Here is a 20,604-nt window from a genome sequence, read left to right on the forward strand (position 1 = left end):
TTGTCCTTACGCGGCGCATGGAAAGGCCGCAGAATCAGGTTTTGAAAGCATTGACCCAGGTCATGGCGCGTTGCAATGACCCCCCGCTTTCTCCATACTTGCGGCCGATTTTTACTCCTAATAAAACACCCAAACCGTGGAACCTTAGAATGAGCACAGCAATCAGTCCGACTGCTTATAACTATAAGGTAGTCCGCCAGTTCGCCATCATGACGGTGGTCTGGGGGATCCTTGGCATGGGGCTTGGTGTCTTCATCGCCTCACAGCTCGTATGGCCGGAATTGAACTTCGGTCTGCCGTGGACGACTTTTGGACGCTTACGCCCGTTGCACACCAACCTGGTGATTTTCGCCTTCGGTGGTTGTGCTCTGTTTGCCACTTCTTATTACGTCGTGCAGCGAACCTGCCAAACGCGACTGATCTCCGACAGCCTCGCGGCCTTCACCTTCTGGGGTTGGCAAGCGGTGATCGTCGGCGCGATCGTGACCTTGCCGATGGGTTTCACCACCACCAAGGAATACGCGGAACTGGAATGGCCCCTGGCTATTCTGCTGGCCATCGTCTGGGTCACCTACGGTCTGGTGTTCTTCGGCACCATCGTCAAGCGCAAGACCAAGCACATCTATGTCGGTAACTGGTTCTACGGTGCCTTCATCGTCGTGACCGCGATGCTGCACATCGTCAACCACATGTCGCTACCGGTCAGCCTGTTCAAGTCCTACTCGGCCTACGCGGGTGCGACCGACGCGATGATCCAGTGGTGGTACGGCCACAACGCCGTGGGCTTCTTCCTGACCACCGGTTTCCTGGGGATGATGTACTACTTCGTGCCGAAGCAGGCCGAGCGTCCGATCTACTCCTATCGCCTGTCGATCGTGCACTTCTGGGCGCTGATCACCCTGTACATCTGGGCCGGTCCGCACCACCTGCACTACACCGCACTGCCGGACTGGGCTCAGTCCCTGGGCATGGCGATGTCGATCATCCTGCTGGCTCCGAGCTGGGGCGGCATGATCAACGGCATGATGACCCTGTCGGGCGCCTGGCATAAGCTGCGCACCGACCCGATCCTGCGTTTCCTGGTGGTGTCGCTGGCGTTCTACGGCATGTCGACCTTCGAAGGCCCGATGATGGCCATCAAGACCGTCAACTCGCTCTCGCACTACACCGACTGGACCATCGGCCACGTGCACGCCGGCGCCTTGGGCTGGGTAGCGATGATCTCGATCGGCGCCATCTACCACATGATCCCGAAACTGTTCGGCCGTGCACAAATGCACAGCACCGGTCTGATCAATGCGCACTTCTGGCTCGCGACCATCGGTACCGTGTTGTACATCGCTTCGATGTGGGTCAACGGCATCACCCAGGGCCTGATGTGGCGTGCAATCAACGACGACGGCACCCTCACCTACTCGTTCGTGGAAGCGCTGCAAGCCAGCCACCCTGGTTTCATCGTTCGTGCCCTGGGCGGCGCGTTCTTTGCCAGCGGCATGCTGTTGATGGCCTACAACGTGTTCCGTACCGTTCGTGCCTCGGACCCGGCTGAAGCTGAAGCCGCCGCCAAGATTGCTGTAGTTGGAGCTCACTGATGAAGCATGAAGCAGTCGAGAAGAATATTGGCCTGCTGGCCTTCTTCATGGTTATCGCCGTCAGCATCGGCGGCCTGACCCAGATCGTTCCGCTGTTTTTCCAGGACGTTACCAACAAGCCGGTCGAGGGCATGAAGCCTCGTACCGCCCTTGAACTGGAAGGCCGCGACATCTACATCGCCAACGGTTGTGTCGGCTGCCACTCGCAGATGATCCGTCCGTTCCGTGCTGAAACCGAACGCTACGGCCACTACTCGGTCGCCGGTGAAAGCGTCTGGGATCACCCGTTCCTGTGGGGTTCCAAGCGTACCGGTCCGGACCTGGCCCGTGTCGGCGGTCGTTACTCCGATGACTGGCAGCGTGCGCACTTGTACAACCCGCGCAACGTGGTGCCCGAGTCGAAAATGCCGGCTTACCCGTTCCTCGTGGAAAACAAGCTCGACGGCAAAGACACCGCCAAGAAAATGGAAGTCTTGCGCACGCTCGGCGTCCCTTACACCGACGAAGACATCGCCGGCGCCAAGGATGCTGTGAAGGGCAAAACCGAAATGGACGCGCTGGTGGCCTATCTGCAAGGCCTGGGCACCATCATCAAAAGCAAACGGTGATTTAGATGGATATCGGGATGATTCGTGGCCTGGGCACCGTTGTTGTGATGGTGGCCTTCATCGGTCTGGCGTTGTGGGTATTCAGCCCCAAGCGCAAGTCGGAGTTTGAAGACGCGACCTTGCTGCCTTTCGCGGATGATCCCGAAGCCATCAAGCACGTCGAGCAAGCTTCTAGGAGTAACAAAGAATGACTACGTTCTGGAGTCTGTACGTCACAGTCCTCAGTCTCGGCACCATCTTCGCCCTGACCTGGCTGCTGCTGTCCACCCGCAAGGGCCAGCGCGCCGAGCAGACCGACGAGACGGTCGGCCACTCCTTCGACGGGATCGAGGAGTACGACAACCCACTGCCGAAATGGTGGTTCATGCTGTTCGTGGGCACCATCATCTTCGCCCTTGGCTATCTGGTCCTGTACCCGGGCCTGGGTAACTGGAAAGGCCTGTTGCCAGGTTACAACTACCTGGATAACGAGAAGCAGACCGCGTTCGCCAACGGCCAGACCGGCTGGACCGGCGTCCACGAGTGGGAAAAGGAAATGGCCAGGTCGGACGCCAAGTTCGGCCCGATCTTCGCCAAGTTCGCTTCCATGCCAATCGAAGAAGTCGCCAAGGACCCGCAAGCCCTGAAGATGGGTGGCCGCCTGTTCGCCTCCAACTGCTCGGTCTGCCACGGTTCCGACGCCAAAGGCGCTTATGGCTTCCCTAACCTGACCGACGCCGACTGGCGCTGGGGCGGTGAAGCGGCAACCATCAAGACCACCATCATGGGCGGCCGTCACGCCGTGATGCCGGCCTGGGCCGAAGTGATCGGCGAACAAGGCGTCAGTGACGTTGCCGCTTACGTGCTGACCAGCCTCGATGGCCGCAAACTGCCGGAAGGCGCCAAGGCTGACCCGGTTGCCGGCCAGAAGCTGTTCGCTGCCAACTGCGTGGCTTGCCACGGTCCGGAAGGCAAAGGCACCCCGGCCATGGGCGCCCCTAACCTGACTCACCCGGCAGCGTTCATCTACGGTTCGAGCTTCGCTCAACTGCAGCAGACCATCCGTTACGGCCGTCAGGGCCAGATGCCTGCGCAAGAACAGCTGCAAGGCAACGACAAGGTTCACCTGCTGGCCGCTTACGTCTACAGCCTCTCTCACGGTGAGAAAGCGCCGGTGGCAGACACCCAGTAAGGCAAACGCTCGATGCAACAAAAAAGGCCCCGCCAGTGATCTGGCGGGGCCTTTTTCATGGGCGACTGGCGAAAATTGATTTCACCGGCACTTTCGCTACAGGCTTGCGGTTTTGCCACTGGTTGTTTTCGACCAGATCGACCTGCAGTTGCTTGCGATCCGCGGAAAAACTGGCAATCAGATAGGTCTCCTGGGAAGCGCTGCCACTGAGGAAAACGGGCACGTTCCCCCTATAGGACATGGAACCGCCGTTTTCATGAAGATGACCGGCGAATATGGCCGTCACTTCATATTTTGCGATCATGTCCCTGAAACGACTTTCCTGACTCCAGTCACCCTGCCAGTCATAGGGTTTATGCATGTTGATAATGATCGCGTAACCTTGGGCCCGGGCGACTCGTAAATCATTTTCAAGCCAATCCAGCGCAGCGGTAATGTTAAAAGTTGTAGGATTCAGGGGATGGGAAATTTTGGTTGCGTAAGTCGGCTCATTATTAAGCTGGACCAGATGAACCTCCCCTATATTTTTGGAATAGGCAAGACTGCCCGAATACATCTTATTGAACAAAAAGCCCGTAATCTTCAAATCGAAATCATCTACCTTGCCGGCATGATGCTCTTGATATTCGACAATACTGCCCGCCGCACAACTATTAGTAAAACAATCATCGACATTGTTCTGATAGTCATGATTACCCAAGCCGTACAGATAGTCTTTATTAAAGTACTTCTGCAGCGTCGAATTGATATACGAACGCTGCCAACCATGACCAAACGCCGTCATGTCACCGTTGATCATCAATGGCACTTGCGACTGACCGCCCATTTTGCTTCTGAAATCCGCAATACTCGCGAACTGGGTCTCCACCAGCCATTTGGCACGCTGTTCAAACTCTTTGTCGGATTCATATTCCTCACTGTCCGTTTTATCCGTCCACGGATACTGCGGATCAGACGCGAACACCATATGAATAGGTGTACCTTCATTTGAATGTGCGATAGATGCCAGCGACAGGATCCACATGCATGCGAATAACTTCGCACCTTTTACAATGTTCATAGAATTCCATTTCCGTAATATTAGATAGACACGCCGTTATTGAATAACTGCATACCAGAACAACTTATTCCAGAAAATAGAAAACCGCAAACATCAAACAGCGGGCAATTCAGTTAATATATTTCCGACTTACTTATAACAACTGACAGCGTTGCTTTCGCCAGGAGCATAGGACTCCCGTACAGGGAAACGCAATGCGCGCCTGGCTGAAGCGCCACCGCGTCCTACCGCCTTCGATGCCAGGATTTTGCCGGTCGATGCCACCGTAGCGCTCGAATGAGCTCACCGCCCCCTCAAAACCGTCCATAATTCACAAGTCAATTGATTCAAGTCATTACACTGTCAGTTGATTTCCACCAACGTGACCAAAGGTCGCACCCTTGAGTTAGAGCTACAGGCGTATCATTGCGCCACTGCAACACCTCTTTTTGACCGCGGTCGGCACGTACTGACCGAGGCATTTTTCCACTGCCGTGGGATGCAATGATGAGCAATCAGATTCCGGTACACGACGTCACTCCACCTGCCAAGAACGCGAACAACAGCGTCGACCTCTACGCCTCTCGAGAAAAGATCTACACCCGCGCCTTCACCGGCCTGTTCCGCAACCTGCGGATGACGGGTGGTGCCGCACTGTTTCTGCTGTATTTCGGCACGGTGTGGCTGAGTTGGGGCGGTCATCAGGCCGTCTGGTGGAACCTGCCGGAGCGTAAGTTCTTCATTTTTGGCGCGACCTTCTGGCCCCAGGACTTCATCCTGCTCTCGGGCATTCTGATCATCAGCGCCTTCGGCCTGTTCTTCATTACCGTGTATGCCGGTCGGGTCTGGTGCGGCTACACCTGCCCGCAAAGCGTCTGGACCTGGATCTTCATGTGGTGCGAAAAGGTCACCGAAGGCGACCGCAACCAGCGCATCAAGCTCGACAAGGCGCCGATGAGCGCCAACAAATTCCTGCGCAAATTCAGCAAGCACACGATGTGGCTGCTGATCGGCTTCGTGACCGGCATGACCTTCGTCGGCTACTTCTCGCCGATTCGTGAACTGGTGATCGACTTCTTCACCGGTGAAGCCGATGGCTGGTCGTATTTCTGGGTCGGTTTCTTCACCCTCGCCACCTACGGCAACGCCGGCTGGCTACGCGAACAGGTGTGCATTTACATGTGTCCGTACGCCCGCTTCCAGAGCGTGATGTTCGACAAGGACACGCTGATCGTCTCCTACGACCCGCGCCGTGGCGAAAGCCGTGGCCCGCGCAAGAAAGGCATCGACTACAAGGCTCAGGGCCTGGGCGATTGCATCGACTGCACCATGTGCGTCCAGGTCTGCCCCACCGGCATCGACATCCGCGACGGCCTGCAAATCGAATGCATCGGCTGTGCGGCCTGCATCGACGCCTGCGACAGCATCATGGACAAGATGGATTACCCGCGCGGCCTGATCAGCTACACCACTGAGCACAACCTGTCGGGGCAAAAAACCCATAAACTGCGCCCTCGCCTGATCGGCTACGCCCTGGTGTTGCTGACCATGATCGCGTTGCTGGTGACCGCGTTCTTCATGCGCTCGCTGGTCGGTTTCGATGTCAGCAAAGACCGCGTGCTGTACCGTGAGAACGCCGAAGGCCGGATCGAAAACGTCTACAGCCTGAAGATCATGAACAAGGACCAGCGCGACCACACCTACGTGCTCGAAGCCACCGGTCTACCGGACCTCAAGCTGCAAGGCAAGCGCGAGATCAAAGTCGCGGCCGGGGAAATTTTCAGCCAGCCGGTCGAGTTGTCCAGCTCGCCGGAGCAACTGCCGTCGAGCACCAACGAGGTGAAATTCATCCTCAAGGATGCCGATGACGCCAGCGTCCACGTTGAAGCCAAGAGCCGATTCATCGGCCCACAAATTCGTTGAGAGAAGTGATCATGCCCGCAGCAACTGCCGCAAGTCCCTGGTACAAGCACCTTTGGCCGTGGATCATCATCGCCATCCTGGCCTGCTCGGTGACCTTGACCCTGTCGATGGTGACCATCGCGGTGAATCACCCGGACAACCTGGTCAACGACAACTATTACGAGGCCGGCAAAGGCATCAACCGCTCCCTGGACCGTGAACTGCTGGCCCAGACCCTGCAACTGCGAGCCAGCGTGCACCTGGATGAGCTGACCGGCGAAGTCGACCTGCGCCTGAGCGGCAACAGCCAACCGAAAACCCTTGAGCTGAATCTGATTTCGCCGACCCAGCCGGAGAAGGATCGCAAGATCACCCTGGCCCGCAGCGAAACTGAACAGGGCCGCTACATTGGCCAGTTGAGCGACAAGGTCGAAGGCCGCCGCTTCGTCGAATTGCTGGGTGTGCAGGATGACAAGACCTGGCGCATGTTCGAAGAAGAACAGGTCAGCCATGCCAAGGATCTGCTGCTCGGTGATGAGCCGTTGCAAGGTGCCGAAGACCTGAAGAAATAGTCACAACGATCTCCTGTGGCGAGCGGGCTTGCCCGCGTTCGGTTGCGCAGCAGCCGCAAGTTGTCTACTCGATCTATCGAGAAGTTCGCGCTGACTGTCTTTGGGACCGCTGCGCGGTCCAACGGGGGCAAGCCCCCTCGCCACAGAGGCCTTTGGGCCTGCCACAATGGTTTTCATGGCAACAAACATGACCAGTCCAACCCCCTGCTACCACTGCGCACTGCCCGTCCCGGCCGGTAGCCGCTTCACCGCCGCTGTCCTCGGGGATACCCGCGAATTCTGCTGCCCGGGTTGCCAGGCGGTGGCCGAGGCCATCGTGGCCGGTGGGCTGGAAAGTTATTACCAGCATCGCAGCGAAGCCTCGGCCAACCCCGAAGCCTTGCCGGTGCAGTTGGTCGACGAGTTGGCGCTGTATGATCGCGCCGACGTGCAGCAACCCTTTGTCCGTCACGAAGGCGAACTCGCCGAAACCACTCTGTTGATGGAAGGCATCAGCTGCGCCGCCTGCGGCTGGCTGATCGAAAAGCATCTTCGCAGCCTGCCGGCGGTGGCCGAAGCACGCCTGAACCTGTCCAACCATCGCCTGCACGTGCGCTGGGCCGACGCGCAATTGCCGTTAAGCCAGGTGCTCAGCGAATTGCGCCACATCGGTTACGCCGCTCACCCTTATCAGGCCGACCGTGCCAGCGAACAACTGGCCAGCGAAAACCGTCTGGCCCTGCGCCAACTCGGGGTCGCCGGGTTGCTGTGGTTCCAGGCGATGATGGCGACCATGGCCACCTGGCCGGAATTCAACATTGACCTCAGCCCCGAACTGCACACCATCCTGCGTTGGGTCGCGTTGTTTCTCACCACGCCGATCGTGTTCTACAGCTGTGCGCCGTTCTTCAAAGGGGCGATGCGCGATCTGCGCACCCGGCACCTGACGATGGACGTCTCGGTGTCGCTCGCAATTGGCAGTGCCTATATCGCCGGGATCTGGACCTCGATCACCGGGGTCGGCGAGCTGTATTTCGATGCGGTGGGAATGTTTGCGCTGTTCCTGCTGGCTGGGCGCTACCTGGAACGCCGCGCCCGGGAACGAACCGCCGCCGCGACCGCACAACTGGTCAATCTGTTGCCCGCCTCCTGCCTGCGGCTGAGTGCCGACGGCCAGAGCGAGCGGATTCTGCTCAGCGAGCTGCGCGTGGGCGATCAGGTGCTGGTGCACCCCGGCGCGATCCTGCCGGCCGACGGCAAGATCCTCGACGGTCAGTCGAGCATTGACGAATCCCTGCTCACCGGCGAATACCTGCCGCAACCACGAACCCTGGGCGACGCTGTCACCGCTGGCACCTTGAACGTCGAGGGTGCGTTGACCGTGGAGGTCCTGGCGCTGGGTCAGGACACGCGCCTGTCGGCCATCGTCCGCCTGCTGGATCGCGCCCAGGCCGAAAAGCCACGGCTGGCGGAAATCGCCGACCGCGCCGCACAATGGTTCTTGCTGCTGACGCTTATCGCAGTGGCCGCCATCGGCCTGCTCTGGTGGGAGCTGGATTCATCGCGAGCGTTCTGGATTGTCCTGGCGATGCTGGTTGCAACCTGCCCGTGCGCCTTGTCCCTGGCCACGCCGACCGCTCTCACCGCCGCCACCGGCACGCTGCACAAACTGGGGCTTTTGCTGACGCGCGGCCATGTACTGGAAGGCCTGAACCAGATCGACACGGTGATTTTCGACAAGACCGGCACCCTCACCGAAGGTCGGCTGGCCTTGCGTTCGATCCGGCCGCTTGGGGCACTGGCGAGCGATCAATGCCTGAGCCTCGCCGCCGCCCTGGAAAACCGTTCCGAACACCCGATCGCCCGGGCTTTTGGCCGCGCGCCGCTGGCCGCCGAAGAGGTCCACAGCACGCCGGGCCTGGGCCTTGAAGGCTTGGTCGGCGCGCAACGCCTGCGCATTGGCCAACCGGGTTTTGTCTGCGAGCTCAGCGGTGCTCAAGTGCCGATGATGCCCGATGAACCCGGCCAATGGCTGCTGCTCGGCGACAGCCAGGGACCACTGGCGTGGTTCGTCCTCGACGACCGTTTGCGCGCCGACGCCCCCGCTCTGCTGGCGGCCTGCAAGGCTCGCGGCTGGCGCACCTTGCTGCTGTCCGGCGACAGCTCGCCGATGGTCGCCAGCGTCGCCGCCGAACTGGGCATCGACGAGGCCCGTGGCGGTTTGCGTCCGGACGATAAATTGCAGGTGCTGCAACAACTGCACCAGGAAGGCCGCAAGGTGTTGATGCTCGGTGACGGGGTCAACGACGTGCCGGTGCTGGCCGCCGCCGACATCAGCGTGGCGATGGGCTCGGCCACCGATCTGGCAAAAACCAGTGCCGACGCGGTGTTGCTGTCGAACCGCCTCGACGCGCTGGTGCAAGCCTTCAGCCTGGCCCGTCGCACCCGTCGGGTCATCATCGAGAACTTGCTGTGGGCAGCGCTGTACAATGGCCTCATGTTGCCATTCGCCGCCCTCGGCTGGATCACTCCGGTGTGGGCCGCGGTCGGCATGTCCATCAGTTCGTTGACCGTGGTGTTGAATGCTTTGCGCCTGACTCGCCTGCCGAGCGCGCCAGCTACCAGCGCCACGCCAGAAACCCGCCCGCTGCCGGCCTGAGCCGCGCGGGCATGGAGTCCAGATGCCAGCTCTCTACGTGATGATCCCGGCCGCGCTGCTGATCGTGGCCATCGCTATCTACATCTTCTTCTGGGCGGTCGACAGCGGTCAGTACGACGACCTCGACGGCCCGGCCCACAGCATCCTGTTCGACGACCAGGACCCGAAGCACACGGCAGCGGTCGACGAGGCCAGCGGCCATCCGGCCAAACCCGACGACAAGGCGCCACCCCATGCTTGAGTTGGCGCCACTGTTGGTCTCTGCGCTGATCCTCGGCCTGCTCGGTGGCGGCCATTGCCTGGGCATGTGCGGCGGTTTGATGGGCGCGTTGACCCTGGCGATCCCCAAGGAGCAGCGCAGCCGACGCTTGCGCTTGTTGCTGGCCTACAACCTGGGGCGGATTCTCAGCTACGCCGCGGCCGGCCTGCTGATCGGCCTGGCTGGCTGGGCCGTGGCCAATAGCCCGGCGGCGATGTTCATGCGCATCCTCGCCGGATTGCTGCTGATCGCCATGGGGCTGTACCTGGCCGGTTGGTGGAGCGGCTTGACCCGCATCGAAAGCCTCGGTCGCGGCCTGTGGCGGCATATCCAGCCGGTGGCCAACACACTGTTGCCAGTGTCGAACCTGCCCCGCGCCTTGCTGCTCGGCGCGCTGTGGGGCTGGCTGCCGTGCGGGCTGGTTTACAGCACATTGCTGTGGTCGGCAAGTCAGGGTAATGCGCTGGACAGTGCGTTGCTGATGCTGGCGTTCGGGTTGGGCACCTGGCCGGTGCTGCTCGCCACAGGCCTGGCCGCCGAGCGGGTCACGGCGTTGTTGCGTAAACGCAGCGTGCGCATGACCGGCGGCTTGTTGGTGATGGTGTTCGGCATCTGGACCTTGCCGGGGCCGCATCAGCATTGGCTCATGGGGCATTAGCCCCCTCGCCACAAAAACTATCGCTATCGCCAATCACCGTTGATGCAAATCAAGATGCCGCAACGCCGCACCCCCTAGACTCGCCGACACTGCCAGCCTATCCGGGGGAATGCCCGCATGCTCGACGCCATTCGTTGGGACACAGATCTGATCCGCCGTTACGACCTGGCGGGGCCGCGCTACACCTCGTATCCGACGGCCGTGCAATTCGACAGCCAGGTCGGCACCTTCGACCTGTTTCATGCCCTGCGCGACAGCCGCAAGGCGCTGCGGCCGTTATCCCTGTATGTGCACGTGCCGTTCTGCGCGAACATCTGCTACTACTGCGCCTGCAACAAAGTCATCACCAAGGACCGCGGCCGCGCCCTGCCCTATTTGCAGCGCCTGGAACAGGAAATCCAGCTGATCGCCTGCCACCTCGACCCCATGCAAAAAGTCGAGCAACTGCATTTCGGCGGCGGCACACCGACCTTTCTCAGCCACGATGAACTGCGTCAGCTGATGGCCCGGCTGCGCAAGCATTTCAATCTGCTGGACGACGATTCCGGCGACTACGGCATCGAGATCGACCCGCGCGAGGCCGACTGGTCGACCATGGGCCTGCTCCGGGAACTGGGCTTCAACCGGGTCAGCATCGGCCTGCAAGACCTTGACCCGGCGGTACAGCGGGCGGTCAATCGCCTGCAAAGCCTGGAAGAAACCCGCGCGGTGATCGACGCCGCCCGGACTCTACAATATCGCTCGATCAACATCGATCTGATCTACGGCCTGCCCAAGCAGACGCCCGAGAACTTCGCCCGCACCGTCGACGAAGTCATCAACCTGCAACCGGACCGGCTCTCGGTGTTCAACTACGCCCATCTGCCAGAGCGCTTCATGCCGCAACGGCGGATCAACAGCAACGATCTACCGGAACCGGCGCAGAAGCTGGAAATGCTCCAGCGCACCATCGAACAACTGACGGCCGCCGGTTACCGCTACATCGGCATGGACCACTTCGCCCTGCCCGATGATGAACTGGCGATTGCCCAGGAAGAGTCGACCTTGCAACGCAACTTCCAGGGCTACACCACCCACGGTCATTGCGATCTGATCGGTCTGGGGGTATCGGCCATCAGCCAGATCGGCGACCTGTACTGCCAGAACAGCAGCGACCTGACCCAGTACCAGAACGCTTTGGCGTCCGCGCAACTGGCCACCGCCCGTGGCCTGCTGTGCAATGCCGACGATCGCTTGCGCAGGGCGGTGATTCAGCAACTGATTTGCCATTTCAACCTGGAATTCGCGGAAATCGAGCAGGCCTTCAACATCGATTTTCGCGGTTACTTCGGCGAGCTCTGGCCACAGCTGCAGGACATGGCCAAGGACGGGTTGATCGAGCTCGACAATGAACGGATCACCGTACTCCCCGCAGGCCGACTGCTGGTGCGCTCGGTGTGCATGGTGTTCGATGCATACCTGGAACACACCAATCGCCAGCGCTTTTCACGAGTGATCTAATGCCTTGCGGTTAAATTGTCGCAGGCTGGCCCGAATGTCCTCCCGTGGGGTACCCTTACGGCTTATGTGTGTTTTTTCCCACAAGGATTAAAGAAATGTCCGAGCCAGTAAAACTGCGCGCTCATAACCAGGCCCATTGCAAGGATTGCAGCCTGGCCCCTCTCTGCCTGCCACTTTCTCTGAATCTGGAAGACATGGATGCGCTGGACGATATCGTCAAACGTGGTCGCCCGCTGAAAAAAGGCGAATTCCTGTTTCGCCAGGGCGACACGTTCGATTCCGTTTATGCAGTACGCTCCGGCGCCCTGAAGACCTTCAGCCTGAGCGATGGCGGCGAAGAACAACTCACCGGTTTCCATTTGCCGAGTGAATTGGTCGGCCTGTCGGGCATGGACACCGAAAAGCATCCGGTCTCGGCGCAAGCCCTGGAAACCACTTCGGTGTGCGAGATCCCGTTCGAGCGCCTCGACGAACTGGCCCTGCAACTGCCACAACTGCGCCGTCAGTTGATGCGCGTGATGAGCCGCGAGATTCGTGACGATCAGCAAATGATGTTGCTGCTGTCGAAGAAAACCGCCGACGAGCGCATCGCCACCTTCCTGGTCAACCTGTCGGCCCGTTTCCGCGCCCGGGGCTTCTCGGCCAATCAGTTCCGGTTGAGCATGTCGCGCAACGAAATCGGCAATTACCTGGGCCTGGCGGTGGAAACCGTGTCCCGGGTGTTCACCCGCTTCCAGCAAAACGAACTGATCGCCGCCGAGGGTAAGGAAGTGCACATCCTCGACCCGATCCAGCTCTGCGCCCTGGCCGGTGGCTCGATCGAAGGCTGACCCTGTTGACGGTGGCTGAGCGAAACGGTTCAGCCACCGTTATACTGCGACGTTTGCAGCCCGCCAGGACACTTCGACGATGGTCATCGACTCCTTCGACATCAAATCACTGATCCGCCCCGTGATCGACTTCCCCAAGCCGGGCGTGATCTTTCGCGACATCACCCCGCTGTTCCAGTCGCCCAAAGCCCTGCGCCTGGTGATGGACAGCTTCGCCCATCGCTACGTCGAGGCCGACTTCACCCACATCGGCGCCATGGACGCGCGCGGGTTCCTGATCGGTTCGATATTGGCGTATCAGCTGAACAAGCCATTGGTGTTGTTCCGCAAGCAGGGCAAATTGCCTGCCGACGTGCTGGCCGAAGGTTACGCGACCGAATACGGCGAAGCCTTCCTCGAAGTCCACGCCGACAGCCTGTGCGAGGGGGATTCGGTGGTGCTGTTCGATGACCTGATCGCCACCGGCGGCACGCTGATTGCGGCGGCCAACCTGGTTCGGCGCATGGGCGCGCGGGTGCATGAAGCGGCGGCGATCATTGACTTGCCGGAGCTGGGTGGTTCGCAACGGCTGGAAGACATGGGGATTGCGACTTTCTGTCTGACGCAGTTTGCGTTGAGCGATAAGTAAGCGGCGTCTGGAAGGACGCCTTCGCGAGCCGCCAAGTTTTCAAAAGAAGATTTGCAGATCTTTTGATTTTGATACGGTTACAGCGAAATCGGCTTACGCCCGGCAAACGAATGCGCCAATGTCCCGCCATCCACCAGTTCCAGCTCGCCACCCAACGGCACGCCGTGGGCAATGCGCGAGGCGATCAGGCCCTTGTTGCTGAGCAACTGGGCGATGTAATGCGCCGTGGCCTCGCCTTCCACCGTCGGGTTGGTGGCGAGGATGACTTCGGTAAACGTGCCCGCCTCTTCGATCCGCGCCATCAGTTGTGGAATGCCGATGGCTTCCGGCCCCAACCCGTCCAGAGGCGACAGGTGGCCCTTGAGCACAAAGTAGCGACCGCGGAAACCGGTCTGCTCCACGGCGTAAACGTCCATCGGACCTTCCACCACACACAGCAAGGTGTCGTCGCGGCGTGAGTCGGCGCATTGCGGGCACAGATCGTCTTCGGTCAGCGTGCGGCACAAACGGCAGTGGCCCACCCCTTCCATGGCCTGGCTCAGCGCCTGGGCCAGTCGCGAACCGCCGCTGCGATCGCGCTCAAGCAGTTGCAACGCCATGCGCTGGGCAGTTTTCTGACCCACACCCGGCAAAATTCGCAGGGCATCGATCAGTTGGCGAATCAAAGGGCTGAAGCTCATGGGGAAAAAGTCCGACATAACAACGAGACGCGGTTTATACCCGCGCCTCTGTTTAGCGTCAAATAGCAGCGCCAATTACTCAGTCGGCGCCACCCGCACCACCAGTTTGCCAAAGTTGCGTCCTTCCAGCAGGCCAATAAATGCCTCGGGCGCGTTCTCCAGGCCGTCGACCACGTCTTCACGGAATTTCACCTTGCCGTCACGCACCCAAGGCGCCATGGCGCTGATGAACTCTGGCTGACGGTCGCCGTAGTCGTCGAACACAATAAACCCCTGAATCCGCACGCGCTTGGTCAGCAGCGTGCGCTGCAATTGTGGCAAGCGATCCGGCCCACTCGGGGCTTCATGGGCATTGTAGGAAGCGATCAGACCACAAAGAGGAATCCGCGCCTTGGGGTTGAGCAGCGGCAACACCGCATCGAACACCTTGCCACCGACGTTTTCAAAGTAGATGTCGACGCCTTTGAAGCAGGCCAGCGCCAACTCGTCGGCGAAGTCCGGGCGCTTGTGGTCGATGCAGGCATCGAAGCCCAACTCCTCGACCACGTAGCGACATTTTTCCGCACCACCGGCCACGCCGACCACCCGCAGGCCTTTGAGCTTCGCCACTTGGCCGACCACCGAACCCACCGCGCCGGACGCGGCCGCCACTACCAGGGTTTCGCCCTCTTTGGGTTGGCCGATGTCCATCAGCCCCATGTAGGCGGTCATGCCGGGCATGCCCAGCACCCCCAGCGCCATCGATGGACTTGGCAGCCCGGACGGGACCGGAATGATGTTGCGCCCGTCGCTGATGCTGTGGCTCTGCCATCCCGTGGCGCCGACCACCAGATCGCCCTCCTGGAATTTCGGATTCAGCGAACGCTCGACACGACTGACAGCCCCACCGGTCATTACTTCGCCGATTTCTACCGGTGCCGCGTAGGACGGCGCGTCGCTCATACGACCGCGCATGTAGGGATCCAGCGACAGATACAGCGTCTTGAGCAGCACCTGACCGTCGGCCAGATCCGGCAACGCTACCCGTTCCAGGCGGAAATTCTCCGGTGTCGGCGCGCCCACCGGGCGAGACACCAGGACGATTCGTTGGTTGAGGGTCAATGCTTGTGGCATGTGAGCGTCTCCTTGATCGATGAATTTCGGCGGTATAGGGAGCAGACCGTTGTGGGGATGGCGCGTTCGATGTTTCTACTTTTCACTGTGGCGAAGGAGCTTGCTCCCGCTGGGGCGCGTAGCGGCCCCACTCTCTACCTGAAAAGAGGGGGACTGCTGCGCAGTCCAACGGGAGCAAGCTCCCTCGCCACAGGGATGGGCAAAAACCAGCCAGAAACAAAAATGCCAGGCGCGATGCCTGGCATTTTTTAACCCATCCGACGCGCGCTGGCGAATCAGAATGGCAATTTCATACCCGGTGGCAGTTGCATGCCAGCGGTCATGCTGCCCATTTTTTCCTGGCTGTTGGCTTCGATCTTGCGCACAGCATCGTTGACGGCGGCGGCGAATACAGCCTCCAGCATCTCTTTGTCGTCTTCGCTCAGGCCTTCGACCAGGCTTGGGTCGATGGTCACGCGCTTGACGTCGTGACGACCGGTCATTACCACGGTGACCATATCGCCACCGGCCTTACCGGTGACTTCGGCGTTGGCCAGCTCTTCCTGCATCTTGGCCATTTTTTCCTGCATCTGCTGCGCCTGCTTCATCAGGCCGGCCATGCCACCTTTCATCATGGGAATCACCTCAAAAGTACTTGGATAAAAACAGCGCCCGGCGAGTGCGGCCAAGCGCCTTCAGTTATTAGCCCTGACTGACCAGGGCTTCGACAGGTTCAATAGTATCGTGACGGACCACCGCCCCGAACTGCTGCATCATTTGCTGGATGAACGGATCGCCATGGATCGACTCCTCGGCCTCGCGCTGACGGTCGGCACGACGCCGGGACGCTGCCTGGGCCGGGGTTTCCTGCTCAGGCTTGATCAGCTCGATGCTCAGGGTCAGCGTGCGCCCGTGGTGCTGGTTCAGCGCATCGTTGAGGCGACGTTGTTGCGTCGCGTTGAACAGGGCGCTGTGAGCCGGGTCCAGATGCAACAGCCAATTGTCGCCATCGACGGCGATCAGCGTGCAGTTGGCGGCGATGCTGCCGGTCATGCCGGACACCGGCAATTTCGGGAACAACTCCAGCCATTGCAGGGCCAGGCCGGTGGCCGGCATCGCGGCCGGTTCAGGCTCGGGCTGCGCCGCAGGTTCGGCGGTGTGCTCACTGGCCAGATCGTCGAGGTAGCTGTAGGCCGAATCCATGTCCGGCTCGATGTAGTCCTCGTCCAGCGGCGGCTCGTCGTCCAGGTCGATGCCTGGCGTGGCGGCATCGACTTCGGCCACGGACGGTTCCGGAATCGGCGCAGCGGCCCACTCAGGCGCATCCGGCACCACGCTGTCCGGCGTCGGCATGGGCATCGGTGGTAATTCGGGTTGTTCGCCGGCCGTCTCCAGCATTGGCTCGACGGCGGGCTGCTGGACAACCTCGGGCTCTACCGGATCGTTCCAGGGCAGATCGACGACTTCTTCGACCGCTACAGGCTCGACCACGGGCTCGGGCTCAGGCACCGCCACCAGCGCAACAGGTTCAGGCGCAACGGCCGGGACAGGCGCGGGTGCTGGTGCAACCACGGGCGCCACTGGAACCGGTACCACGGCCGCAGCGACTACCGGCGCAATAGCCTGCGCGGCAGCCACTGAGTTTGCGGAATCAACTGTGGCCTGGCTGATCCCCACTGGCTTTAGCGGTTGCCTCGGAGCGTCCTCGGTGTCTGCTGGCCTGAATGCGAGCATTCGCAGCAGGACCATTTCGAAGCCGCCGCGCGGATCCGGTGCCAGCGGCAAATCCCGGCGACCAATCAGGCCCATCTGGTAATAGAACTGTACATCTTCGGCCGGCAGCGCCTGGGCCAGTGCCAATACGCGATCACGGTCGCCATGGCCATTGTCGACACCTTCAGGCAGGGCCTGGGCGATGGCAACACGGTGCAACACGTTGAGAATTTCCGAGAGCACGCCGTTCCAGTCCGGGCCTTGCTCGGCCAGATGGCGCACGGCTTCGAGCAATGCCTTGGCGTCGCCTTCGATCAGCGCATGCAGGACGTCGTAGACCTGGCCGTGATCGAGGGTGCCGAGCATCGCCCGCACGTCGGCGGCCAGAACCTTGCCTTCACCGAAGGCGATGGCCTGGTCGGTCAGGCTCATGGCATCGCGCATCGAACCGTCGGCGGCGCGACCCAGCAACCACAGCGCATCGTCTTCGAACGGCACGTTCTCGACGCTCAGCACATGGCTCAGATGCTCGACCACCCGCTCAGGGGTCATGTTCTTCAGGGAGAACTGCAGGCACCGCGAGAGAATCGTTGCAGGAAGTTTCTGCGGATCGGTGGTAGCCAGGATGAACTTGACGTAGGGAGGCGGCTCTTCGAGGGTTTTCAACAGCGCATTGAAGGAATGGCTGGAAAGCATGTGCACTTCGTCGATCAGGTAGACCTTGAAGCGCCCGCGGCTCGGCGCGTACTGCACGTTGTCGAGCAGTTCGCGGGTGTCTTCGACCTTGGTCCGGCTCGCGGCGTCGATCTCGATCAGGTCGACGAAGCGGCCTTCATCGATTTCGCGGCACACCGAGCACTCGCCACAAGGCGTCGAAGTGATACCTGTTTCACAATTCAGGCATTTGGCGATGATCCGCGCGATGGTGGTCTTGCCGACCCCGCGGGTACCGGTAAACAGGTAGGCGTGGTGCAGCCGCTGGCTGTCCAAGGCATTGATCAGAGCCTTGAGCACATGGGTCTGGCCGACCATTTCGCGGAACGAGCGCGGACGCCATTTACGTGCAAGAACCTGATAACTCATCGAAAACCGTCGCAGCGAAGGAAGCAGAAGCGGCTAATGCTAGCGGAGCAAGGCCAAAATTGCATCCGGTGCGCTCGTCTATTCTGGCTAAGCTGCACTTTGAGGAGCTTTTATCAGCTCAGGCTTGAGCCGTACCGGAGCATTTATGCACTTTGCCTTGGGGGCACTGCTATTCGTCAGCCTGAGCGTCGCGGCCGCCGAAGTACCGCTGCGCTTTGTCGTGCCGGACAGCTGGGCCATGCCCTTGGTGCAAATCGAGCGCGACCGGCCGACCCAGGGCATTCTGCACGACATCATGCTTAGCCTGGCGACTCAGGTCGGCGCGCCGGCGCAATTTCACGTGTTGCCTCGGCCGCGAGTACAGAACGCCATGGAACACGGCGAAGCCGATGTGCGCTGTTTCGTCTCACAAGACTGGTTGTCGACCCCGTCCGGCGACTATATCTGGAGCGTTCCGCTGCTGGTTCAGCGCGACATGCTGATTGGCCGGCAAGGCCCACCCGACTCTGTCAATCCAGCGGACCTGCCACGACAGTCGATCGGCACCGTGCTCGGCTATAGCTACCCGACCCTGCAACCGCTGTTCGACGCCGACCGGCTGCACCGCGAGGACGCACGCAATCAGGAACAGGTGCTGGAAAAGCTGCTGGCTGGACGCTATCGCTACGCGGTGAGCAACCAATGGACCCTGGACTGGTTCAACCAGCGCCTGCTGCCCGACCAGCAACTGAAAAGCGTAGCGCTGGTGCAGGAACAGCCTATCAGTTGTTACGTGCGCAATGACCCCAAAGTGCCGGTACAACGCATTTTGCGTACGTTGCAGCAAATGAAAACGTCGGGGGAGATCAATGACATCATCCGGCTCTATACCGGCAACCAGACCCCGTAGCAGCTGCCGAAGGCTGCCATATAGAGCGAGTCAGGCTATTTGATCGAGTGCCTGCCATTGCGACGGGGCGACAAACCCCGCCACCCAGGCCGGCACCTCGGAGGGTGGCATCGGACGGGCGATGAAATAGCCTTGAGCGACTTCGCACCCCAGCCGCAACAACAACTCACCGTGCTCAAGGCTTTCCAGCCCCTCGGCAATCACCTGCCGACCGAATGCGCGGGCCAGGCCAATCACCGCCGTGGTCAGGGCCAGATCATCCCGATCATTCAGAATGTCACGCACAAATGATTTGTCGATCTTGATAGTCTGGGTGCGTAAACGCTTGAGATAACTCAGGGACGAATAACCGGTGCCGAAATCCCCCAGGGAAAACTGCACCCCCAACGCCTGACAGGCCTGCAAACAGGCGCTGACATGCTGGATATTCTCGATCGCCACCGACTCGACGATTTCCAGGTCGAGCATCCGCGGGGCAACCTGAGCATGCCGAGCGAGTACCTGTCTGAGCCGGTCGACGAAATCCGCGCGCTGAAAATGTCGCGCCGCGATGTTGATACTGATCGGCCAGCCCTGCCCCACTTGCTGCCAGCGGTGCAACTGCGCCAGCACCTGGTCCATCACCCATTCGCCGATATCGATGATCAGGTCGGTATCCTCTACCAGCGGCAAAAACTCCCGGGGCGGCACCATGCCGTTTTGCGGGTGCTGCCAACGCAACAAGGCCTCGAAACCGACGACCTCGCCACGACGCATGTTCACCTTGGGCTGAAAGTGCAGGCGAAATTCACCGGCGACCAGCGCCTGACGCACCCGCTCGACGGTCTGGTGCGTGGCCTTGACCTCTTGATCCCGGGACACATCGAACAGATGAAAGCGGTTTCGCCCGCGCTGCTTGGCCACATACATTGCCTGGTCGGCGTGGCGCAGCAGGGTTTCGGCATCTTCGTTGTCGTGGGGAAACAGGGTGACGCCGATACTGGCAAACACATTGATGTCCTTGCCGTGCAATGTGTAAGGCGCCGAGATCGCCCCCAGCACGCGACTCAACGCCGCGCGCAATTCCGGCAGATCACGCACGTAACGCAACACCAGCACGAACTCGTCACCGGCCAATCGCGCCACCACATCTTCGCCGCGCACAATGTCACGCAGACGCTTGGCCACTTCCACCAGCAACATATCGCCACTGGCGTGACCGTAGCCGTCGTTGACCGCTTTGAACCCGTCGAGGTCAAGCATGCACACTGCCAGCGGAATGTTTTCCTGCCGGGAAAACTCCAGCGCCTGATCCAGCAAATCCGACAGGAACGCGCGATTGGGCAGCCCGGTCAGCACGTCATGCCCGACCCGCCATTGCAGGGATTGCAGCAATTGGCGTTTTTCGCTGATGTCGAAACGAATCGACAGGTATCGGTCAACGAGCCCGGTGGTGTCGTCGAGCACCGGCACCATTGTGCTGTCGACCCAATACAACCTGCCATCCTTGGCGCGATTACAGATTTCGCCCTTCCAGACATTGCCCAGAGCAATGGTGCGCCACATGGCAGCGAAGAAATCGGCGGAATGCAGGCCGGAGTTCAGCAGGCGATGGTTTTGCCCCAGCAATTCCTCGCGGCTGTAGCCGGACACGACGCAGAATTGATCGTTGACGTAAGTAATCCGGCCGTTGAGATCAGTCTCGGAAAAAATTGCGGCGGCATCCACGGCCCTGCGGTATTTCTCATCCATGAGTGAGGCTCACTGTCGC

General features: G+C 60.4%; 19 protein-coding genes and 1 pseudogene. 13 read left to right on the top strand and 7 right to left on the bottom strand.

The features are described from left to right. Window positions 1-149 precede the first annotated feature (149 nt). Genes ccoN through ccoP form a run of 4 tightly spaced genes read left to right on the top strand, consistent with a single transcriptional unit; the run spans window position 150 to window position 3,371 of the window. On the top strand, window positions 150-1,592 hold the full coding sequence (gene ccoN / locus PGR6_RS19375; RefSeq protein ID WP_007942208.1) for a cytochrome-c oxidase, cbb3-type subunit I: 1,443 nt from the start codon (window positions 150-152) through the stop codon (window positions 1,590-1,592). After that, a complete protein-coding gene (ccoO, locus tag PGR6_RS19380) occupies window positions 1,592-2,200 on the top strand; it encodes a cytochrome-c oxidase, cbb3-type subunit II (RefSeq protein WP_018925301.1) in 609 nt (202 codons plus the stop codon). The genes ccoN and ccoO overlap by 1 nt, the downstream gene beginning before the upstream one ends. A 5-nt stretch (window positions 2,201-2,205) precedes the next feature. Then, complete coding sequence (locus PGR6_RS19385) at window positions 2,206-2,391, top strand: CcoQ/FixQ family Cbb3-type cytochrome c oxidase assembly chaperone (protein ID WP_003175465.1); 186 nt, start codon at window positions 2,206-2,208, stop codon at window positions 2,389-2,391. Then, complete coding sequence (gene ccoP, locus PGR6_RS19390; protein WP_064619113.1) at window positions 2,388-3,371, top strand: cytochrome-c oxidase, cbb3-type subunit III; 984 nt, start codon at window positions 2,388-2,390, stop codon at window positions 3,369-3,371. Before PGR6_RS19385 ends, ccoP begins: the two co-directional genes overlap by 4 nt. Window positions 3,372-3,426: 55 nt before the next feature. Here the strand turns inward: ccoP and PGR6_RS19395 are convergent, their stop codons facing one another. After that, window positions 3,427-4,431 carry a metallophosphoesterase family protein gene (locus tag PGR6_RS19395; protein WP_064619116.1) on the bottom strand — a complete coding sequence of 335 codons (1,005 nt, stop codon included), beginning with the start codon at window positions 4,429-4,431 and terminating at the stop codon, window positions 3,427-3,429. Window positions 4,432-4,917: 486 nt separating this feature from the next. Between PGR6_RS19395 and ccoG the strand changes: the two genes are divergently transcribed. The 8 genes from ccoG (at window position 4,918) to PGR6_RS19435 (ending at window position 13,397) form a co-directional block, all read left to right on the top strand. After that, window positions 4,918-6,333 (top strand): cytochrome c oxidase accessory protein CcoG, encoded by a 1,416-nt coding sequence (ccoG, locus tag PGR6_RS19400; protein WP_007933370.1) that lies wholly within the window; start codon window positions 4,918-4,920, stop codon window positions 6,331-6,333. Between the two features lie 11 nt (window positions 6,334-6,344). Further along, a complete protein-coding gene (locus PGR6_RS19405) occupies window positions 6,345-6,884 on the top strand; it encodes a FixH family protein (RefSeq protein ID WP_019579898.1) in 540 nt (179 codons plus the stop codon). Between the two features lie 187 nt (window positions 6,885-7,071). Continuing rightward, window positions 7,072-9,522: a heavy metal translocating P-type ATPase gene (locus tag PGR6_RS19410; RefSeq protein ID WP_064619119.1), complete on the top strand. Its 2,451-nt coding sequence runs from the start codon at window positions 7,072-7,074 to the stop codon at window positions 9,520-9,522. Between the two features lie 22 nt (window positions 9,523-9,544). Then, window positions 9,545-9,763, top strand: coding sequence for a cbb3-type cytochrome oxidase assembly protein CcoS (gene ccoS / locus PGR6_RS19415; protein WP_007933363.1), 219 nt, complete (start codon window positions 9,545-9,547; stop codon window positions 9,761-9,763). Then, window positions 9,756-10,439 carry a sulfite exporter TauE/SafE family protein gene (locus PGR6_RS19420; RefSeq protein WP_018925296.1) on the top strand — a complete coding sequence of 228 codons (684 nt, stop codon included), beginning with the start codon at window positions 9,756-9,758 and terminating at the stop codon, window positions 10,437-10,439. The genes ccoS and PGR6_RS19420 overlap by 8 nt, the downstream gene beginning before the upstream one ends. Window positions 10,440-10,556: 117 nt before the next feature. Next, on the top strand, window positions 10,557-11,939 hold the full coding sequence (hemN, locus tag PGR6_RS19425) for an oxygen-independent coproporphyrinogen III oxidase (protein WP_018925295.1): 1,383 nt from the start codon (window positions 10,557-10,559) through the stop codon (window positions 11,937-11,939). Window positions 11,940-12,034: 95 nt separating this feature from the next. Continuing rightward, window positions 12,035-12,769, top strand: coding sequence for a fumarate/nitrate reduction transcriptional regulator Fnr (fnr, locus tag PGR6_RS19430; RefSeq protein ID WP_018925294.1), 735 nt, complete (start codon window positions 12,035-12,037; stop codon window positions 12,767-12,769). Between the two features lie 79 nt (window positions 12,770-12,848). After that, window positions 12,849-13,397: an adenine phosphoribosyltransferase gene (locus PGR6_RS19435; protein WP_064619122.1), complete on the top strand. Its 549-nt coding sequence runs from the start codon at window positions 12,849-12,851 to the stop codon at window positions 13,395-13,397. Window positions 13,398-13,474: 77 nt separating this feature from the next. On the opposite strand, the gene recR is transcribed toward PGR6_RS19435, so the two are convergent. The 5 genes and pseudogenes from recR to dnaX all read right to left on the bottom strand — a co-directional run bounded on the left by recR (window position 13,475) and on the right by dnaX (window position 17,965). After that, window positions 13,475-14,077 (bottom strand): recombination mediator RecR, encoded by a 603-nt coding sequence (gene recR, locus PGR6_RS19440; RefSeq protein WP_064619124.1) that lies wholly within the window; start codon window positions 14,075-14,077, stop codon window positions 13,475-13,477. A 75-nt stretch (window positions 14,078-14,152) separates the two neighbouring features. Continuing rightward, window positions 14,153-15,151, bottom strand: a complete 999-nt coding sequence (locus tag PGR6_RS19445) for an NADP-dependent oxidoreductase (RefSeq protein WP_363319508.1) — start codon at window positions 15,149-15,151, stop codon at window positions 14,153-14,155. Continuing rightward, a pseudogene (locus tag PGR6_RS30795) lies at window positions 15,126-15,215 on the bottom strand (hypothetical protein); the annotation flags it as partial. The pseudogene PGR6_RS30795 and the gene PGR6_RS19445, both read right to left, overlap by 26 nt. Window positions 15,216-15,465: 250 nt before the next feature. Then, a complete protein-coding gene (locus tag PGR6_RS19455; protein WP_018925290.1) occupies window positions 15,466-15,804 on the bottom strand; it encodes a YbaB/EbfC family nucleoid-associated protein in 339 nt (112 codons plus the stop codon). Window positions 15,805-15,871: 67 nt separating this feature from the next. Next, window positions 15,872-17,965 (bottom strand): DNA polymerase III subunit gamma/tau, encoded by a 2,094-nt coding sequence (gene dnaX, locus PGR6_RS19460; RefSeq protein ID WP_064619129.1) that lies wholly within the window; start codon window positions 17,963-17,965, stop codon window positions 15,872-15,874. Window positions 17,966-18,110: 145 nt separating this feature from the next. Here dnaX and PGR6_RS19465 point away from each other — a divergent pair, with 145 nt between their 5' ends. Continuing rightward, window positions 18,111-18,854, top strand: a complete 744-nt coding sequence (locus PGR6_RS19465) for a substrate-binding periplasmic protein (protein WP_064619133.1) — start codon at window positions 18,111-18,113, stop codon at window positions 18,852-18,854. Window positions 18,855-18,884: 30 nt separating this feature from the next. On the opposite strand, the gene PGR6_RS19470 is transcribed toward PGR6_RS19465, so the two are convergent. Beyond that, window positions 18,885-20,585, bottom strand: coding sequence for a putative bifunctional diguanylate cyclase/phosphodiesterase (locus PGR6_RS19470; protein WP_064619141.1), 1,701 nt, complete (start codon window positions 20,583-20,585; stop codon window positions 18,885-18,887). Window positions 20,586-20,604: the final 19 nt, after the last annotated feature.

The sequence above is a fragment of the Pseudomonas sp. GR 6-02 genome, from assembly GCF_001655615.1.
Classification (GTDB): Bacteria; Pseudomonadota; Gammaproteobacteria; order Pseudomonadales; family Pseudomonadaceae; genus Aquipseudomonas.

Bases quoted from the DNA above. Each gene is read 5' to 3' on its own strand.
- ccoN (WP_007942208.1), top strand. From the start codon at position 150: ATGAGCACAGCAATCAGTCCGACTGCTTATAACTATAAGGTAGTCCGC.
- ccoO (WP_018925301.1), top strand. From the start codon at position 1,592: ATGAAGCATGAAGCAGTCGAGAAGAATATTGGCCTGCTGGCCTTCTTC.
- PGR6_RS19385 (WP_003175465.1), top strand. From the start codon at position 2,206: ATGGATATCGGGATGATTCGTGGCCTGGGCACCGTTGTTGTGATGGTG.
- ccoP (WP_064619113.1), top strand. From the start codon at position 2,388: ATGACTACGTTCTGGAGTCTGTACGTCACAGTCCTCAGTCTCGGCACC.
- PGR6_RS19395 (WP_064619116.1), bottom strand. From the start codon at position 4,431: ATGAACATTGTAAAAGGTGCGAAGTTATTCGCATGCATGTGGATCCTG.
- ccoG (WP_007933370.1), top strand. From the start codon at position 4,918: ATGAGCAATCAGATTCCGGTACACGACGTCACTCCACCTGCCAAGAAC.
- PGR6_RS19405 (WP_019579898.1), top strand. From the start codon at position 6,345: ATGCCCGCAGCAACTGCCGCAAGTCCCTGGTACAAGCACCTTTGGCCG.
- PGR6_RS19410 (WP_064619119.1), top strand. From the start codon at position 7,072: ATGACCAGTCCAACCCCCTGCTACCACTGCGCACTGCCCGTCCCGGCC.
- ccoS (WP_007933363.1), top strand. From the start codon at position 9,545: ATGCCAGCTCTCTACGTGATGATCCCGGCCGCGCTGCTGATCGTGGCC.
- PGR6_RS19420 (WP_018925296.1), top strand. From the start codon at position 9,756: ATGCTTGAGTTGGCGCCACTGTTGGTCTCTGCGCTGATCCTCGGCCTG.
- hemN (WP_018925295.1), top strand. From the start codon at position 10,557: ATGCTCGACGCCATTCGTTGGGACACAGATCTGATCCGCCGTTACGAC.
- fnr (WP_018925294.1), top strand. From the start codon at position 12,035: ATGTCCGAGCCAGTAAAACTGCGCGCTCATAACCAGGCCCATTGCAAG.
- PGR6_RS19435 (WP_064619122.1), top strand. From the start codon at position 12,849: ATGGTCATCGACTCCTTCGACATCAAATCACTGATCCGCCCCGTGATC.
- recR (WP_064619124.1), bottom strand. From the start codon at position 14,077: ATGAGCTTCAGCCCTTTGATTCGCCAACTGATCGATGCCCTGCGAATT.
- PGR6_RS19455 (WP_018925290.1), bottom strand. From the start codon at position 15,804: ATGATGAAAGGTGGCATGGCCGGCCTGATGAAGCAGGCGCAGCAGATG.
- dnaX (WP_064619129.1), bottom strand. From the start codon at position 17,965: ATGAGTTATCAGGTTCTTGCACGTAAATGGCGTCCGCGCTCGTTCCGC.
- PGR6_RS19465 (WP_064619133.1), top strand. From the start codon at position 18,111: ATGCACTTTGCCTTGGGGGCACTGCTATTCGTCAGCCTGAGCGTCGCG.
- PGR6_RS19470 (WP_064619141.1), bottom strand. From the start codon at position 20,585: ATGGATGAGAAATACCGCAGGGCCGTGGATGCCGCCGCAATTTTTTCC.